This is a genomic window from Olsenella kribbiana (genome assembly GCF_036408795.1).
Classification (GTDB): Bacteria; Actinomycetota; Coriobacteriia; order Coriobacteriales; family Atopobiaceae; genus Olsenella_L; species Olsenella_L kribbiana.
In genome coordinates this window covers 218,114-234,736 of sequence record NZ_JAZGJP010000002.1, presented here as the reverse complement: position 1 = coordinate 234,736, position 16,623 = coordinate 218,114, and the positions used below count along the sequence as shown (strand labels likewise).

Annotated in this window: 17 protein-coding genes; 11 read left to right on the top strand and 6 right to left on the bottom strand. The window is 58.5% G+C overall.

Features of this window, described 5'->3' with window-relative positions:
- Positions 1 to 120: 120 nt before the first annotated feature.
- A complete protein-coding gene (locus tag VXJ24_RS02610) occupies positions 121 to 735 on the bottom strand; it encodes a hypothetical protein (RefSeq protein WP_330971360.1) in 615 nt (204 codons plus the stop codon).
- A 28-nt stretch (positions 736 to 763) separates the two neighbouring features.
- Positions 764 to 985 (bottom strand): hypothetical protein, encoded by a 222-nt coding sequence (locus tag VXJ24_RS02605; RefSeq protein WP_330971359.1) that lies wholly within the window; start codon positions 983 to 985, stop codon positions 764 to 766.
- 136 nt (positions 986 to 1,121) lie between these two features.
- On the opposite strand from VXJ24_RS02605, the gene VXJ24_RS02600 reads away from it, so the two are divergent.
- Positions 1,122 to 2,843 carry a carboxylesterase family protein gene (locus tag VXJ24_RS02600; protein ID WP_330971358.1) on the top strand — a complete coding sequence of 574 codons (1,722 nt, stop codon included), beginning with the start codon at positions 1,122 to 1,124 and terminating at the stop codon, positions 2,841 to 2,843.
- 161 nt (positions 2,844 to 3,004) lie between these two features.
- Here the strand turns inward: VXJ24_RS02600 and pepT are convergent, their stop codons facing one another.
- Positions 3,005 to 4,258, bottom strand: coding sequence for a peptidase T (gene pepT, locus VXJ24_RS02595; protein WP_330971357.1), 1,254 nt, complete (start codon positions 4,256 to 4,258; stop codon positions 3,005 to 3,007).
- A 219-nt stretch (positions 4,259 to 4,477) separates the two neighbouring features.
- On the opposite strand from pepT, the gene VXJ24_RS02590 reads away from it, so the two are divergent.
- The 4 genes from VXJ24_RS02590 to VXJ24_RS02575 all read left to right on the top strand — a co-directional run bounded on the left by VXJ24_RS02590 (position 4,478) and on the right by VXJ24_RS02575 (position 8,813).
- Entirely contained in the window at positions 4,478 to 6,157 is a 1,680-nt protein-coding gene (locus tag VXJ24_RS02590; RefSeq protein ID WP_330971356.1) for an ABC transporter substrate-binding protein, read from the top strand.
- A 316-nt stretch (positions 6,158 to 6,473) separates the two neighbouring features.
- On the top strand, positions 6,474 to 6,923 hold the full coding sequence (locus tag VXJ24_RS02585) for an Rrf2 family transcriptional regulator (protein ID WP_330971355.1): 450 nt from the start codon (positions 6,474 to 6,476) through the stop codon (positions 6,921 to 6,923).
- Positions 6,920 to 7,930 carry an NADP-dependent oxidoreductase gene (locus VXJ24_RS02580; protein WP_330971354.1) on the top strand — a complete coding sequence of 337 codons (1,011 nt, stop codon included), beginning with the start codon at positions 6,920 to 6,922 and terminating at the stop codon, positions 7,928 to 7,930. The genes VXJ24_RS02585 and VXJ24_RS02580 overlap by 4 nt, the downstream gene beginning before the upstream one ends.
- A 55-nt stretch (positions 7,931 to 7,985) precedes the next feature.
- Positions 7,986 to 8,813, top strand: a complete 828-nt coding sequence (locus VXJ24_RS02575; RefSeq protein WP_330971353.1) for a nitroreductase family protein — start codon at positions 7,986 to 7,988, stop codon at positions 8,811 to 8,813.
- A gap of 198 nt (positions 8,814 to 9,011) precedes the next feature.
- Here VXJ24_RS02575 and VXJ24_RS02570 read toward each other — a convergent pair whose 3' ends face one another.
- Positions 9,012 to 9,569 (bottom strand): hypothetical protein, encoded by a 558-nt coding sequence (locus VXJ24_RS02570; RefSeq protein WP_330971352.1) that lies wholly within the window; start codon positions 9,567 to 9,569, stop codon positions 9,012 to 9,014.
- Positions 9,570 to 9,962: 393 nt separating this feature from the next.
- Between VXJ24_RS02570 and VXJ24_RS02565 the strand changes: the two genes are divergently transcribed.
- The 4 genes from VXJ24_RS02565 (at position 9,963) to VXJ24_RS02550 (ending at position 13,229) form a co-directional block, all read left to right on the top strand.
- Complete coding sequence (locus tag VXJ24_RS02565; RefSeq protein ID WP_330971351.1) at positions 9,963 to 10,958, top strand: bile acid:sodium symporter family protein; 996 nt, start codon at positions 9,963 to 9,965, stop codon at positions 10,956 to 10,958.
- A 125-nt stretch (positions 10,959 to 11,083) separates the two neighbouring features.
- Positions 11,084 to 11,626, top strand: a complete 543-nt coding sequence (locus tag VXJ24_RS02560) for a glutathione peroxidase (protein ID WP_330971350.1) — start codon at positions 11,084 to 11,086, stop codon at positions 11,624 to 11,626.
- Positions 11,626 to 12,096, top strand: a complete 471-nt coding sequence (locus VXJ24_RS02555) for a MarR family winged helix-turn-helix transcriptional regulator (RefSeq protein WP_330971349.1) — start codon at positions 11,626 to 11,628, stop codon at positions 12,094 to 12,096. The genes VXJ24_RS02560 and VXJ24_RS02555 overlap by 1 nt, the downstream gene beginning before the upstream one ends.
- Positions 12,096 to 13,229, top strand: a complete 1,134-nt coding sequence (locus tag VXJ24_RS02550; RefSeq protein WP_330971348.1) for a cation diffusion facilitator family transporter — start codon at positions 12,096 to 12,098, stop codon at positions 13,227 to 13,229. The genes VXJ24_RS02555 and VXJ24_RS02550 overlap by 1 nt, the downstream gene beginning before the upstream one ends.
- Positions 13,230 to 13,293: 64 nt before the next feature.
- Here the strand turns inward: VXJ24_RS02550 and VXJ24_RS02545 are convergent, their stop codons facing one another.
- Positions 13,294 to 13,968, bottom strand: a complete 675-nt coding sequence (locus VXJ24_RS02545) for a copper homeostasis protein CutC (RefSeq protein WP_330971347.1) — start codon at positions 13,966 to 13,968, stop codon at positions 13,294 to 13,296.
- A 206-nt stretch (positions 13,969 to 14,174) separates the two neighbouring features.
- Here VXJ24_RS02545 and VXJ24_RS02540 point away from each other — a divergent pair, with 206 nt between their 5' ends.
- Positions 14,175 to 14,963 carry an SGNH/GDSL hydrolase family protein gene (locus tag VXJ24_RS02540; protein ID WP_330971346.1) on the top strand — a complete coding sequence of 263 codons (789 nt, stop codon included), beginning with the start codon at positions 14,175 to 14,177 and terminating at the stop codon, positions 14,961 to 14,963.
- Positions 14,960 to 15,781: an alpha/beta hydrolase gene (locus tag VXJ24_RS02535; RefSeq protein WP_330971345.1), complete on the top strand. Its 822-nt coding sequence runs from the start codon at positions 14,960 to 14,962 to the stop codon at positions 15,779 to 15,781. The genes VXJ24_RS02540 and VXJ24_RS02535 overlap by 4 nt, the downstream gene beginning before the upstream one ends.
- On the opposite strand, the gene VXJ24_RS02530 is transcribed toward VXJ24_RS02535, so the two are convergent.
- Positions 15,778 to 16,473 (bottom strand): TetR/AcrR family transcriptional regulator, encoded by a 696-nt coding sequence (locus VXJ24_RS02530; RefSeq protein WP_330971344.1) that lies wholly within the window; start codon positions 16,471 to 16,473, stop codon positions 15,778 to 15,780. The genes VXJ24_RS02535 and VXJ24_RS02530 overlap by 4 nt on opposite strands.
- Between the last annotated feature and the right edge of the window lie 150 nt (positions 16,474 to 16,623).

Sequence of the window (16,623 nt, the reverse complement as noted above, 5' to 3'; positions counted from 1 at the left end):
ATGCAGGCATCGCGTTAGAGACTCTATCTGGCAGGTTCCCTACAGCGTGGTTGCCGCTGAGGAACTGTCCGATAGCAGCAGCTCAATGTCATTGCCCGCACCTGCCACGACCACATGTAATCACGCTGGTCCGACAGATATGCACAGAGGCAGCCACCGCTTCGGCAGTGGCTGCCTTTTGTCTGCTGCGGCCATTTTCCCCTGGGCATGATGCGGGCAATGATCCATAGGCACCACGTGCGGGATGCTCAGCTGAAACAGGCAATCAATAAGATGCATCCCTATGTCATATCTGCCGATGGCACTGAAGTACTCAATTCCGACCTCACTCAGGATGACAGCATCGGAAGACTCTCCGGCCCGCAGAGCTTGCCTTCTTCGATGAATCTGTACCTGCACATGTTGCACTTCCAAAAAAATATGCGGCGCCTGGTGGCATAGGCGCTGCCAAGCCTGTTCAATAGCGAGACTATCGCATCTTCTTCCGGCCGAACGAAAGAGTCGGACCCGCTCAGGTACATGTCCGCTGAAAAGCCAGGTCGTGGCGATGCCAGCATCTGGATCATGACAGGTGGAGGCTGCATCCTGGCAAACAGCCATAGCAGCATGGCGGAGCATGGCCTGAACACGATCGTGGACATTGTCTCTGTCAGATCTTTCACGATCTGCAGCAGCCAAAGAGAGCATTTCGGCGTTGATGATATCAGGCTCTGCTGCTGATACAGCTTTTCCCAAGCAGCATCTCCACGAGCCAGCGAAAACGTTATGCGCCAAGCGGCCATTGTGCCATCTGACAGCCAGATAACCGGATGTAGAACACCAGAACATGCATCTGCTGCAGCTTGGACAGGCACTTGCCTGAAGAGCCCTCTTCTCCGTCCAGCCTGCCGGTATCGCATTTCTGATACCACTCATCTCCGATCTGCTGCCGTTCGGCGGGCAGCCGCTCTTTCAGGATACATTCACCTGATACGCTTCCCCCCATCGAGATTGTTACTCCCCGGAGGCATTACTCACGCACCTGGCATCATGCCATCTGGTGCATGCGAGATCCTCCGGGGAGTTTTTTGTGCCGATTGGCCTGATGTCCAGGCTGACCATAGAGATGCAAGGGAGAGAGCATGGAAAAGAGAGCAGGGCTTACACGCAGATCGTTCGTCGGGCTTTCGGGAGGTGCTGCAGCCGCGCTCGGCCTGGCGCTTGCTGGATGCGGCGCGCAGCAGGCACCGCAGAAGGATGAGGGACAGAAAGCAGCTCCTTCTTCCGGAACGACCATCGAAACTGCGTATGGACCCGTCAAGGGCACGGAAGAGGGTTCCGTACGCATCTGGTACGGCATCCCTTATGCCAAGGCTCCGGAGAAAGATCTCCGCTGGCAGGCGCCAGAAGAGCCAGCAAGCTGGAGCGAAGAGCTTGACTGCACGAGCCCGGCAGACCCTGCCATCCAATTCTCGAACAACGAGGTCACCGGCACCGAAGACTGCCTCGATCTCGACATCTATGCCACAGAGGGCGCCCAGAAGCAGCCTGTTCTCGTCTATGTCCACGGCGGGAACAACCAGACCGGCACCTCGCAGGAAATCCCCGGTGTGGATCTTGCCGCGAACGATGGATGCGTCTACGTGTCGCTCTCCTACCGCCTGGGGCTCTTCGGCTTCATGTGCCTTCCTGTCTTCGGCCAGGATACCGGCAATTTCGCGATGCTCGATATCGCAGCGGCCCTCGACTGGATCCGCTCCAATATCGAAGCCTTCGGCGGAGACCCTGGCAATGTCACGGTATCAGGTTTCTCTGCCGGCGGCCGTGATGTCATGGCCATGCTCGCAAGTCCCCTCTTTGCCGGCAAGTTCGACAAGGCCATCGCCTACTCGGGAGGAATGACGACAGCGGAGATCGAGCCGTCACAGAAGAAGGAGGCCCTGGCGCTTGCTCCGCTTGTCGTAGAGGATGGCAAGGCGGCGACCGAGGAAGAGGCCTACCGCTGGCTTCTTGAGGACGACGCGGAGGTGGCAGCGTGGCTCCGGGGCGTCTCAGCGGAGCGTCTGGCCCCGCTCATGGGCAATGCGGGAATCCGCATGAGTGTCTTTCCGCATCTGTTCGAGGACGATATCGTGCTTCCCAAGGGCGGCTTTGCCAATGCAGACTACAATGCGGTGCCGCTTCTCATGCTCACCGGCACGACCGAGTTCAGCATGTTCAGCGCCTTCGATCCCTTCTGGAAGAGCGATCCTCTCACTGCCTGGTCGGAAGACGAGCAGGCAGCCGCCAAGGCATTTGCGATCAGGTATGGCTCCGACATGTACCGTATCTTCAATGCAGAATGCTCGGCAGAGGAGATGGATTCACGCTATGGAAAGGACATTTATGTCTGCCAGGTAGCGTTCGGCGGCGAGACGTCTGCCGTCAAGATCGACACATTCGGGTCGTTCCACGGCATCTTCGTGCCGATGCTCTCTTCGAAGAACAACTACACCTCCCTCGTTCCTGACACCTTCGACAAGGAGGGCTACCAGGCCATGGGCAAGGCATTCAACGCCTACCTCAAGAACTTCCTCGAGACCGGAAATCCCAACGGCGAGGGACTTGCCACCTGGGATGCCTGGGACAGCAAAAAGAAGGAAAGCATGGTGTTCGACGCAACGGAGACCGATGCTGTCATCGGTATGGCCGATGCCCACACCTCATACGACGAGATCCTGGCAGCAATGGATGCCGACACGACGGTTCCCGATGCACTCAAGAAGCTTGTTGCCACAAACGATATGGCAGGACGCTGGTTCTCTGCAGCAAACGATGCACACTATGGGGCGCCTGACTTCTGGGCTGTCCCCTATACTGCCTAGACATATCTGCCGATCCAAAGACAGTGCAAGACCGGCGCGTCGGGTCCCTTCGGCCCGGCGTGCCTTCTTCTGCCCTGCCCTCAGGCCGCCTCCCGGCGGGGCTGCCTGCCTGGCGCGCATCAATGCGGATTGTTCTGCCTGCCCCTTCTCTGCAACTTCTTCTATGCTTTCTTGGGCACAGCGAAGCGTGCAACCAGATGCTCGAGGATCTCTACCGTCTTCTCCATCGACTGGACCGATTGGAGCTCCTTGATGCTGTGATGGTTGAGGCCGCCATTCGTGATGTTGGGGCAGAGAAGCCCGCGGTAGGTCAGCTGCGCACCATCGGTGCCGCCACGGATTGGCAGCACCTCGGGCTCAACGTCTGCCTCCCTGATGGCAGCAAGCGCATTGTCGATGAGGCACTGGCCTCCCTCGCTCTTGATGACCTCTGCCATGTTGCGGTACTGCTCGTTCACGGAAAGCGTAATGAGCTCCTTCCCATAGCGCTTGTTGATGTAGGCCGCAGCATCGCGCATGAGCTGCTCGCGCTCAGCGAACTTCCCTGCATCGTGGTCGCGCACGATATAGCGCGCCATCGCATGGTTCACGTCTCCCGTGAGGCTCATCATATGGAAGAAGCCTTCATAGCCCTCGGTATACTGGGGCCGCTCCTCTGCCGGCAGCGCCATATCGAACTCTTCGAGCACCCGCACGGCATTGACCATGACATTCTTGGCAATGCCCGGATGGACATTGAGGCCACGTGCCGTCACGTCCCACATCGAGGCGTTGAAGCACTCATAGTTGAGCTTGCCGACCCGCTCGCCGTCGACGGTGTAGCCCCACCGGCAGCCTGTCTTCACGATATCGAGCAGACGTGCGCCGTGGCCAATCTCCTCATCAGGCACAAGAGCCAGCTTCAGCGTGGGATGGGGCTTGGAAGGATCTTCCAGAAGGCGTGCTGCCAGCTCCACGATCTCTGCCACAGCACCTTTGTCATCAGACCCCAGAAGCGTCGTGCCATCCGAGCAGATGACATCCTGGCCGACATAGTCGGCGAGCCCCGGCGTCTCCTTCTCGTCGGTCGTGACCTCGTTGCCCTCTGCATCGAATCCGATGTGGAGGGTCCCTCCCTCATAGTGCACGATATGCGGCTTCACGCCAGTAGCCTTCACATCGGGTGTCACATCGTGATGGGCGCAGAGCAGAAGAGCCGGCAGAGATTCCGCCCCCTTGGATGCCGGAATCGTCGCAGTCACGTAGGCGTGCTGATCCACGCAGACATCGGAGGCTCCCATATCCTTGAGGTCCCCGGCAATCTTTCTCGCCGTATCGAACTGTCCCGGCAGCGAGGGAGTATGTGCAAGATTGTCCTGATCCGAAGGCGAATCTATCCTGGCATAGGCAATGAAGCGGTCTGCTACTCTGCTCATGACGTCATCTCCGATGCAAAGAAATGGATAATGCATGGCTAAACCATAGTGTGAACTGTATTACAGGATGGTTAAAACACAGCGCAGTTTCACAGCAATGCAATGACGTCCCCGCATTGCCTCCTAGAATGCGAAGCCACGCCAGCACAGCTTTCCGGAAACCATCCGTCTCCTGAAAGCCCTGCCGGCCCCTATGCCAGCCAGAACAAGGAGGTAATCATGGCTGAAGCAGACAGCAGCAGGCGCCCCAGCGAAAGCTTCGTGCAGCAGGTGCTTGCCACGCACAGATCCGGCATGACACGGAGGCAGTTCATCGAAAGTGCAGCAGGAACGGCGGCGCTCGCAGCGCTTGGCCTTTCTGGCTGCGGCTCTTCCGAGACCAGCGACGAGGATGGACGCAAGGTCCTGAACTTCGCCCAGACCAACGCGAAGAAGGGTCTCGACGAGCATGTGATCAACGACCAGCTCTCCTACTCGCTTGCAGACTGCGTCGCAGAATCTCCGCTCATGTGGACAGAGGACCTCGAGCTTGTCCCCTGCCTGCTCAAGGAGATACCGACCGTCTCGGCAGATGGCCTCACCTATTCGCTCACGCTGAAGGACAACATCGCCTGCCACGATGGATCGACGCTCAAGGCATCCGATGTCAAATGGTCAGTCGAGCGCATGCTCAATCCTGCAACGGGCTACAAGAGCCTCTATATGATCAACTTCATCGAAGGCGCTCCCGATGTGATCAACGGTACCACCACCGAGTGCTCCGGCATCGAAGTGCAGGACGATACCCATCTGACGATCAAGCTGCAGTATGCCTATCCGACCTTCATGAACATCCTCGGCTCCGAGTTCTTCATGATCTATCCCGAGGCAGCGGTCGAGAAGGTGGAGTCTGCCGGCGGCACCTGGGGTTCCGGCACCAATCTTGTAGGCACCGGCCCCTTCAAGCTCACGCAGAACGACGATGCGACCGAGCTCGTCTTCGAGAAGTTCGATCAGTACCATGGCACGCCGGCAAAGATCGACGAGCTCGATGTCAGATATATCGATGATGCAAACACGAAGATGATGTCGTACGTGAACGGTGATATCGACCTCTGCGATGTGGATCCTTCGCTGCTCGAGCAGTACCAGAACGATGCCACCGTCAGCAAGGAGCTCCACGAGTACGATCCTCTGGGAACCTATATCTTCAACCTGAACCTCTCCAAGGACAACCTCAAGGATTCCCGCGTGCGCGAGGCCATCAACCACGCAATCAACCGCCAGGAGCTTGTCGATACCGTCCTGCACGGCGCAGGCATCCCTGCCACCGAATACCTGAACCCGAACCTGCCGGGACACGACGATTCGCTGCCGGTCATAGAGTATGACCCCGACAAGGCAAAGTCCCTGCTCGAGGAGGCAGGTGCCACCAATCTCACGCTCGAGTGCGGCGTGCGCGCATCGGAGCAGGCTGTCGCTGTCGCTATCCAGGACTATCTCGCGAAGGTAGGCATCACCCTCAATGTAAACGTCCTCGATTCCGGCATCTGGACCGACCGCTGGCGCAATGGAGACCTCGAAACCACCATCTTCTCCTGGAACATGGTCTTCAAGGATTCCTACATCGCTTTCTACACCCTGTTCCACAGCAGCTCTTCCGCTGCAAAGGGCTCCTTCTACAGCAATCCGGAGTTCGACAGCATCGTCGAGGCCTCCCGTTCGGAGGAGGATGCCGACAAGCAGGTCCAGGACTTCCAGCAGGCAGAGCAGATCCTCTGCTTCCAGGATTGGGGAACCTGCCCGCTCTATTACCCGAAGCGCTACTTCGCTGCCAAGCCGTATGTGAGCGGCATGAAGATCGGCAACCTTATCTACCACTTCCGTGACGTGGATGTCGACATGTCGCAGAAGCAGTAGACCCATCCCTGCATCTGCAGCCGCAAGGCGCACCGGCTCGTTGCCGGTGCGCCTTCTTCTTTCTGCTGCTGAGATACCGGGGCGATGCTGCCTCCTCGTTTGTATGTGTCTGGCACAGACAGCCGCTGGAGAACATATTCCTTCTTTTTGACGGCTTCATCAGGCCCATACGAGCAGGTGTCTCTTCTCTCCCCATGCATCTCCCCTTCCCTTTCCTGCATAGGCTGTGCCAGATGCAGAAACCATGTGCCTCCCTTTATTGTATCTGTATCTGATACACTTACTTTTATCAGAAAGGCAAGAAGGGGGAAGGCACATGGACACCAAGTTCTCTACGGCTATCCACATGCTGATACTCGTCTCCGAGGCAGAAGCTCCCATGAACTCGGAGCAGATCGCCCAGAGCGTGGGCACGAACGCAAGCTATATCCGCAAGGTCGCAGCACGCCTCGGCCATGCAGGAATCATCGGGAGCCGCGGAAGGAGCGGGTTCTGCCTGCTCAAAGCACCCGATGAGATCACGTTTCTGGATGTATACCGTGCCGTGGAAGAGGCCGACCATGTCCACGTGTTCGATATCCACCAGAACCCGAGCGATGCCTGCATCGTCGGCAGGAACATCCGTCCCGTGCTTGGCGGGATGTTCCGCCACGCCGAGGAGGTTGTGGAAGACGAGCTTGCAGGCGCTACCCTCGCAGATTGCATGGCGCGGATGCGCGAAGAGATCGACAGGAACAGCCACCAGCAGGAAGGCGAGAGACAATGAAGGCAGCGATACTGGACAGCTACGACAAGAAGGGCACGGCCCTTGCCGTGTGCGACATCCCCACGCCCGAACCTTCGGCGCATGAGGCCCTCGTGCGCATCCATACGGCAGCGGTCAATCCGCTCGACAACATGATTGTCCGCGGAGAGGTGCGCCCGATCGTCCCCTACCGCACGCCGCTTGTGATGGGAAACGAATTCTCGGGCACCGTTGTCAGGACGGGATCTGCAGCAGCAAGGTTCAAGGCGGGAGACCGTGTGTACGGCCGCATGCCGCTTGCAAAGATCGGTGCATTCGCAGAATATGCTGCCGTGGACGAGTCGGCCTTGGCCATCGTGCCGGGCTACCTCTCGATGGAGGAAGCGGCCTGCGTGCCGCTCACGGCGCTCACTGCCCTGCAGGCACTTTCCCTCATGGATGCCCAGACAGGCCAGACGATCTTCATCTCGGGCGGGACAGGCAGCCTCGGCGCCATGGCAATCCCCATCGCCGCACGCATGGGGCTTGCCGTCGCCACCAACGGCAGCGCCTCCAACAAGGAGCGCGTCCTGAAGCTTGGCGCCACCACCTTCATTGACTACAGGACACAGCGCTATACGGATGTGCTGCACGACGTGGACTGCGTGCTCGACACCCTGGGCGAGCGCGAGCTCGAAGACGAGTTCAGCGTGCTCAGGCGCGGAGGGCATCTCGTCTCCCTGCGTGGCCTTCCCAATCGCCGCTTCGCCAGGCGGGCAAACCTCTCCCCTGCCAAGCGTGCCCTCTTCGGTATAGCCGGCTACAGGTTCGACAGGATGGCAGCCAAGAGGGGCCAGACCTACGATTTTCTGTTCGTGCATGAGGACGGACGTCAGCTCGAGCGCGTGGGCGAGCTCTTCCCCAAGGAGCAGCCGCTTGCTGTCTCCCTAGACAGCACCTACACCCTCGACCAGGTGAACGAGGCGCTCGAGCATGTCAGGAGCGGACATTCGCAGGGAAAGACCCTGCTCAAGATTGAGCAGGCATAGCTGCACGAACAGCTGCCACGATGGCAGGACAGACCAGGAATTGAGGACAGGCCGCATGGACATCAGCACCATAAAGGAGCGCAAGAGCGTCAGGACCTTCGATGGAGAGCCTCTTTCGGCCGAAACGCTCTCCCAGCTCGAGGATTTCATCCAGAAGGATGAGAACCCCTTCGGCGTGCCGATAACGTATCGGATGCTCGACCGCAGAAGAGACGGCGTATCGAGCCCCGTCATCGTGGGCGCAGATACCTATATCGCTGCCAAGTACCGCAGGCAGGAGGACGCCGAGCTGGGCTTCGGCTACTCCTTCGAACGGCTTGTCCTGTATGCCACGTCCTTGGGACTGGGTACGGTCTGGCTTGCCGCGACAATCGACCGCAAGGCTTTCGAGCGCGCGCTCGAGGTCGCCCCCGACGAGGTGATGCCTGCAGTCACCCCCATCGGCTATGCTGCCGAGAAGAGATCTGTGAGGGAGTCGCTCATGCGCAGGAACATGAAATCGGATAGCCGGGTTCCCTTCGAGTCGCTCTTCTTTGCCGGAGACTTCACGCATCCGCTCACTGAGGAGGGAGCCGGACGTCTCCTCGAGCCACTCCAGATGGTACGCTGGTCTCCCTCTGCCACCAACAAGCAGCCATGGCGGATAGTCGTGGATGGAAAGAATGTCCACTTCTTTGAGCACAAGACCAGAGGCTACGCCCGCGAAACGACAGGCGACATCCAGAAGGTCGATTTGGGCATTGCTGCATGCCATTTCGAGATTGCGGCACGGGAATCCGGCATCGAAGGCACCTTCAGGAAGTGCGATCCTGGCATCCCGGCTCCCGACGGCGCAGCCTACATCACGACCTATGCGATGGAAGTCAGCCCTCTCGAGGGATAGCAGCGTATCTGCCTGCGGACCTGCTGGGTTCCGTATCTGTGCAGGCCGCTTCTCTATATAGCAATGCAGGCTCTATCCCGGACTTTCCGGGATAGAGCCTGTCTTTCAAACGAGAAGCATCTTCCCCCTGCTCCGGCATGCCAGGAGAGCATCTTCAGAAGGGCTATTGAACGACGAGAGAACCAGCGCAGCGTGGTCCTAGTACCAGGAACCCTTGTCACGCTCGCGTAGAGCCCTGCGCTGCTGGCGCCTGAGCTCTGCTGCTGCCTTCTCTTCCTCGGTGAGGACCCTGGGCGCCGGTGCTGGCGCAGGCGCTGCCGCCTGTGCAGGTTCGCTCTTGGAAGCAGAGGTGCCCTTCCTGCGGGAAGCACGCTTCTTCTTGGGCTGGGGCGTCACAGGCCTGTCTGCAGGCTGTGCTGCCACAGAGACGGCGGGCTGGGAAACGATAGGCTTCTTCTTGCCGTAGCGCAGCTCCATATAGAGGAAGACGCCCTCGTTCTGTCCTGTGGTCTGGCAGAAGTCGTACCTGTCCTTCGAGGCGTGGTATGCCATCTCATACCGATCTTCTTCGAGCTCGGGGGCATGCTCCGCAAAGTCCCTGCAGATATCCATGACCTCGCTCCTGCTCATCGAATTGCGCCCGGCGCAGTCTTCGAGCTGGACGCCCGTGAACGCCTGAAGCAGCACCTCCTTCTGGGGACTCGGCTGTTTCAGGATACAGCTCAGAAGGGTGAGCTTTCGGGTGCTGCTGGCCATAGCGATAGAGCTCCTCTGCTGCATCGGCTCTTCCACGCATGTGCGGGCCTCCGCGTGCACGAGGCTCTGCACACGTTCATGGTAACAGAGCTCTTCGTGCATGTATGCAGCATCTGGAAAGCTTGCCAAACTGCACAACAGGGAAACCTTATGGAAAAGCCCTTGCAGGAACCGGAGACGAAGGCCCTCTGCTCCGGTCCTGGCCACATGCTTCCGTGCTTCATCATCACGAAGGCAACGGGAATGGGCTTCGGCACCTTCCCCGGGGAGACGCCCTGGGGCCCGATGGAACCCTTCTGTCTCTCCTCTGCTTGTACGCTTTGTGCCATTGTGGCCACACATGCATGCAGGCGTGATAATGAAGGCTGTGCACGCTGCAGAAAGGATTGGCACATGGAAGCATGGCAGAAGTTCGGAAGCTTCATCTCGCGGAACATGATCGTGATCGTGCCGCTCTGCCTTGTGGCGGGCATCTTCTTCCCGGCTTTCTTCCAGCGTTTTGCACCCTATGTCTCCCCGATGTTTGCCGTCATCACCTTCCAGGGATCTCTTTCCAACGACTTCGGGAACCTGAAGCGCACGTTCTCGCATCCTCTGCCCATGATCTTGGCCATCCTGATCTCCCAGCTCCTCATGCCGGTCCTGGGATGGGCCATGGGACATCTCTTCTTTACGGATACGGACCTCATCTGCGGCATCGTGCTCGAATACACCGTGCCCATTGCCGTGACCTCGACGATGTGGGTCTCCCTGTATGAAGGCAACATGTCGCTCACGCTGGGAACGCTTCTGATCTCTACCTGCATGGCACCATTCACGATTCCTGCCACCCTCCAGCTCCTCATGGGAGCCACAGTCGAGGTGGATGCTGCCGGCATGATCTTGGACATGCTCTTCATGATCGCTATCCCTGCCCTTCTGGGCACGGCATTGAATGACCGCACGAAGGGCAGGGCAAAGAAGCAAGTCTCCCCGGTGCTTGCGCCCTTGGCCCGCATCCTCACGATCCTTGTCATCACCACGAACTCGACGAGCCTCTCCACCTTCATCTTCAACCTCACGCCCGAGCTTGCAGGCGTCCTGGTCCTCATAGGATTTCTTGCCTCCTCGGGATATGTCTGGGGCTTTCTTGCAGCACGGCTCATGCATCTCAAGAGGGCAGATGCCGTGGGCATGACATTCCTCTGCGCCATGAAGAACATCTCTGCTGGCGCCATCATCGCCCAGGAGTACTTCCCTGCCATCACGCTCTTCCCTGTGATGACAGGCACGCTCTTCAACCAGTTCTTTGCAGCGCTCTTCGGCAAGCTCTTCGGGCGCACCTTCCGGAGCATGCAGGCAGAAGAAGCGCGGCAGGCCCTAGTCGGGAAGAGGGCTCAGGACAGCTAGCTCCACTATTCCCTTTCCGGATCTGACAGGTACCGTTATTTAGTTGTGCTCTATTGTATTTTGCACAATAGTTTTGCGCGCAATGGGATATACTGTGGGTGTCAGACAGAAGAGAAAGGACAGCCATGAGCTACTTCGATTACAGCGTTACCAAGCAGGATGGCACGAAGGAAAGCCTCCAGGACTTCGCAGGCAAGGTCCTCCTTATCGTCAACACTGCCACCGGCTGCGGCTTCACCCCGCAGTATGAGGATCTCGAGCGCATCTATGCAGCATACAAGGACCAGGGCTTCGAAATCCTCGACTTCCCCTGCAACCAGTTCGCGAACCAGGCACCTGAGTCCGATGAGGAGATCAACTCCTTCTGCTCCCTCAAGTTCAACACCGCCTTTCCGCGCTTCAAGAAGCTCGAGGTGAACGGCGAAGGTGCAGACCCGCTCTTCCGCGACCTTGCGACCGAGGCACCGTTCAAGGGCTTTGGAAGCGGCCTCAAGGCCAAGGCACTCGAGAAGTTCGCAAAGGCCAATGCAAAGAAGTTCGGCGATGAGGCCTACATCATGTGGAACTTCACGAAGTTCCTGATCGACCGCAATGGCGCGCTCGTCGCCCGCTTCGAGCCGACGGCAGACATGGCCGAAGTCGAGCAGGCCGTGAAGGACCTCCTCTAATGGCTGGCACATCCTGCCACGCAGAGGGCACGCCCGCAGACGAGGGACAGCTGAAGCTCGAGAACCAGCTCTGCTTTCCGCTCTATGCTGCCTCGAAAGAGGTTGTGAGGAGATACAAGCCGCTCCTCGATCCTCTGGGCCTCACGTACACCCAATACATCTCCATGCTCGTGCTCTGGGAACAGGGCACCTCGACGGTAGGAGAGATCGGCGAGAGGCTGTTCCTCGACTCAGGCACGCTCACGCCCGTCCTGGTGAAGCTCGAACAGAAGGGCTACGTGAAGCGCGAGCGCTCGAAGGATGACTCCCGTCAGGTCATGATTTCCCTGACGCCTGAAGGCGCTGCCCTGAAGCAGCGTGCCCTCGCCATACCGTTCCGCCTTGCCTGCACGTTCCCTTCCCTCACCAAAGAGGATGCACAGGAGCTGAAGCGGATACTTACGAAGCTTCTGGAAGGAAGCGTTGATTGATGAATGACACAGCACTGGCCGCCGATCAGAGAGAGGCAGCCATTGTCCGCACGAGCGTCGTCGGCATCGCTGCCAACGTGGCGCTCGCTGCCATGAAGGCAGCCATAGGCCTTGCCTCGAACTCCATTGCAATCGTGCTCGATGCGGTGAACAACCTCTCGGATGCCCTGTCCTCGATCATCACGATTGCAGGCACGAAGCTTGCCCACAAGCAGCCAGACAAGAAGCACCCTCTGGGATACGGCCGCATCGAGTATCTGACTGCCACGATCATCGCAATGATCGTGCTCTATGCCGGCATCACGTCCCTCATAGAGTCCGTGGAGAAGATCATCTCCCCCGAGGTCGCAGACTACTCTGCCATAACGCTCATCCTTGTGGGTGCAGCTGTCGTCGTGAAGCTCATCCTCGGCAGGTACGTGAAGAAGCAGGGCGAGAAGCACAACTCCGACGCCCTTGTGGCATCAGGCTCTGATGCCCTCTTCGACGCGATCCTTTCTGCCTCGACCCTGGCGGCAGCGCTTGTCTACATCCTCTGCCATATCTCGATCGAGGCCTGGGTCGGCGCCATCATCTCCGTCGTGATCGTGAAGGCCGGCATCGATATGATGCGCGATGCTCTCTCAGAGATTCTGGGCGAACGCATCGATGCAGACCTTGCCCATACAGTAAAGGAATCGGTCAGAAAGGATCCCGAGGTCCTCGGCGCCTACGACCTTCTGCTCCATTCCTATGGTCCCGAGCATCTCGTCGGCGATATTCATGTGGAAGTGCCCGGCAATATGAACGCCGGCAAGATCGACGAGATGACAAGAAGAATCCAGCAGCAGGTCTTCCGGGATACGGATGGCAAGGTCATCTTGGCCACGGTCGGCATCTACTCGAAGAGCCTCAACCACAAGGCTGCCTGCATCCAGAAGAAGGCCTACGGCATCGCTCTGGCAGAAGACCATGTGAAGCAGGTCCATGGCTTCCATCTTGACGAGGAGCGGCAGCTCATGACATTCGATATCGTCGTGGACTTCGATGCTCCCGACCGCGAAGCCGTGCGCGCCGATGTCCTCAAGAAGATCCGTGCAGAATATCCGGCATACGATATCGTGATCACGCTTGACAGCGACACAAGCGACTGATTGCCTGGCATCAACCCATATGCCTCAGAGCGCCTGCCCGGAAGGACAGGCGCTCTTCTTGTCTCTAGGCCATGCTCTCCAGATCCACGATCTTCGTTCCATGGAGCTCCGAGGCTCCCGCGGCTGCTGCCACTTCATCCCTGTTCTTCCAGGTGATGCCGCCGCCCGGAAGGATTATGAGCCCATCTCCTGCCGCTTCGATGAGAGCCTTCAGATGCGCAACATTGCCGAGGATAGCAGTACCTGCTATCCCACCATGCGTAAGCACACGCGTGACTCCCATTGCCGCGAGCTCTGACGGCGCGTCGAGCTGCTCATGTACATCGAGCTCATCGAATGCCATGTGAAACGTGACATCGAGCCTGCGTCCGCCTGCTGCCTTTCTGGCTGCTTCAATGATGCGCTCTGTTACAGCAAGATCGATGCAATAGCTTCCCGGTGAACCTGCCAGGCAGCCAAGGACGATGCCATCCGCTCCGTGCTCAGCCGCAATGCGAGCATCCTCTTCCATGATGGAAAGCTCGTCTGAGGTGTAGACGAAGTTTCCTCCCCGAGGCCGCACCATGCACATGACCCTGGCACCGTGCTCATGCGCATAGGCAAGCGTGTGGTCAAGCACGCCGAGAGAAGGTGTCGTGCCGCCAGCTGCCAGGTTGTCGCAGAGCTCGATCCTGCCTGCGCCAGCGGCTATTGCCTTCGGCACGAGCGTGAAGTTCTCGGCACAGAACTCGTAGAGCAAAGGGGCATCCTTTCTGGAGGAAATCTGGCACAGCTTCATGCATATGCATCAGATGATGGCGGAAAAGCGCCTGGAGGAGAAGATGGTTTCCGGCACAATCCAGCTACATCTCTCATAGCCTGCTCCTGCTTGACAAGCGCACGGCATCGCCTTGAACTGGAGAGCTGAGCAGCACTGTCCCGTCCCTATCCCGAAACAGGTATAAGATGCCCGCCATCGTTCTCGTCCTTCTGCTCCTAGCCCTCCTCTGGATTGCATTCTGCGGCTATACATGGGGCTGGAGACCTTTCGCCAAGCTCCACCCACTCGATGCCGGACGCCTTCCCGGCAATGCAGCTGCGTATAGCATCGAGCGGGTGGAGCCGCTTGCCGGAAGTGCACTCAAGGGCACAACCATCATCTTCCTTGGCTCCTCCGTCACCTATGGAGCAGCATCGAAGGGCATATCCTTCGTGGACTATATCGCGAAGAGGGATGGCTGCACTGCCATCAAGGAAGCTGTGAGCGGGACAACGCTCGCAGATACGGGGAAGAGCTCCTATATCAGGCGTCTTGAGCGCCTCGATGCAGACCACGCCGACCTCTTTGTCTGCCAGCTCTCCACGAATGACGCGACGCAGGGAAAGCCGCTGGGGCAGGTCACGCCACCCAGCCAGAGAGAAGGCTTCGATACAGCAACCGTAGCGGGCGCCATCGAGCATATCATTGCCTATGCCGGGAACAGATGGGGCTGCCCTATCGTGTTCTATACGAATCCGCGCTATGAGAGCGCTGCCTACGGAGAGATGGTCACACTCCTCAAAGAGATAGCAAGCAAGTGGGACATCTCCATCATCGAACTCTGGGACGATGAGGGATTCAATGTCATCACGCCGGAAGAGCGGAAGCTCTATATGGCCGATGCCATACATCCCACCCAGGCAGGCTATCTCAAGTGGTGGACACCGAAGATCGAGGAAGGGCTCTCGGAGGCCATGAGGAAGGATGCACGATGAAGTGGTCTGGAAAGGACAAGGCAGAGAAGAAGGCATCGAAGAAGCCTCGCCGCCATATACTCAGGACCATCCTCATTGTCCTTGCAGCTGTCGCTATGGCTTTAGCCCTCGGCATCCATATCTATGCCTCGGGCTACTATCATGCGGAACCCGAGGCACAGGAGGCACTTGCCTCCACCACAGATGTCACGGTGACGACGCTCGACAGCGGCGACGTGTTTTTCGTGCCCAAGAACGCAGATGCTGCCTTCGTCTTCTACCCAGGCGGCAAGGTCGAGGCGACCGCCTATGCACCGCTCCTCGCACGTCTTGCCGATCGAGGCGTTGCCTGCGTGCTCGTGAAGATGCCGGAAAACCTTGCCGTGCTCGCACCCAATGCCGCAGACCACGCCAGGCCCGAGCTCGAAGAGGCGCTCTCGGACGCAGGAGAGGATTCCTCGGCACTCCCTTGGCTCATCGGCGGCCATTCGCTTGGTGGTGCCATGGCAGGCTCCTATGTTGCAGGGCATGAGGAGAGCTATCGGGGGCTCGTGCTCCTGGGCGCCTACGAGACTTCAGACATAAGCAGCAGCAGTCTTTCCGTGCTCCTCATGTACGGAGAGCATGATGGTGTCCTCAACAGGACGAAATACGAGGAATGCCTTGAGAACCTGCCTTCAGGCTATACCGAGCTCATCATTCCTGGTGGCATCCACTCCTACTTCGGAAGCTATGGCCTGCAGGAGGGAGACGGCATGCCTGAGATTACGAACGCAGAGCAGCTCGACTTTGCAGCTTCGGCGATTGCCGATTTCGCTGGAACGCTCTCAGTCAGCTAGCATCTGCGTCCTGCGTCCTGGGTGTCCATCTGAGCACGCTGCTGGATCATGACGCCGGTGCCCTTGATGAGGCGCTCGAGCATCTCGTTCACCTCATCGAGCGTCTGGTCAGTATAGGAACCGAAGAGCCAGGAGTCATAGACGCTGAGTATTCCGTGCATCACATAGTCGGTCGAGATGAGGGCAAGCGTCAGCGCTTCCTTGTCATCTGCATAGGCATGCACGATCTCATCGCGGATGCGGCGCTTCAGGTTCTGCTCGAGCGCCACGGTGAAGGGGTTCGTGGCCGAGTTCTGGCGGATCGTCTGGATGAGCTCGCGGTGCTCCTCGACGAAGGCGCCGACCTTCTTCAAGAGGGGCTCGGGATCCTGCACGAAGGAGATATCGAACCAGCTTGTGCCGATGCTCATGAAGCGGTCCACGAGCTCCTGGAGGACATAGGCTTCGAGCTCTGAGACCGAGCTGAAGTGGGCGTAGAACGTGCCTCTGTTGAGGCCTGCCTCGCGCGTGATGTCTGCGACCGTGATCTTGTCAGACGGCTTCTTCATGATGAGAGAGAGGTAGCTCTGCTCGAGAAGATGGAGGGAGCGCAGAGAGTTCCTGTTGCTGCCCTCAGGGCTCCTCTTCACCTGACGCTTCGGTTTTGCTTCAGCCGTCTCTTTGGGCGTTTCCTCTTCCGGCACATCAGCCATCTGGCTCTCCTTCCAGACCGCATATGGCGACAGGGCAGCCTTAAGACATGAGGGGTAGCACCTGTCGCAATTTCACCTAGTGTCGTTTTTCCCAAAAACAGCTGTTTGATACGTGGCAGAACGAAGAGAACAGCACCTGCCTTCTGCTGG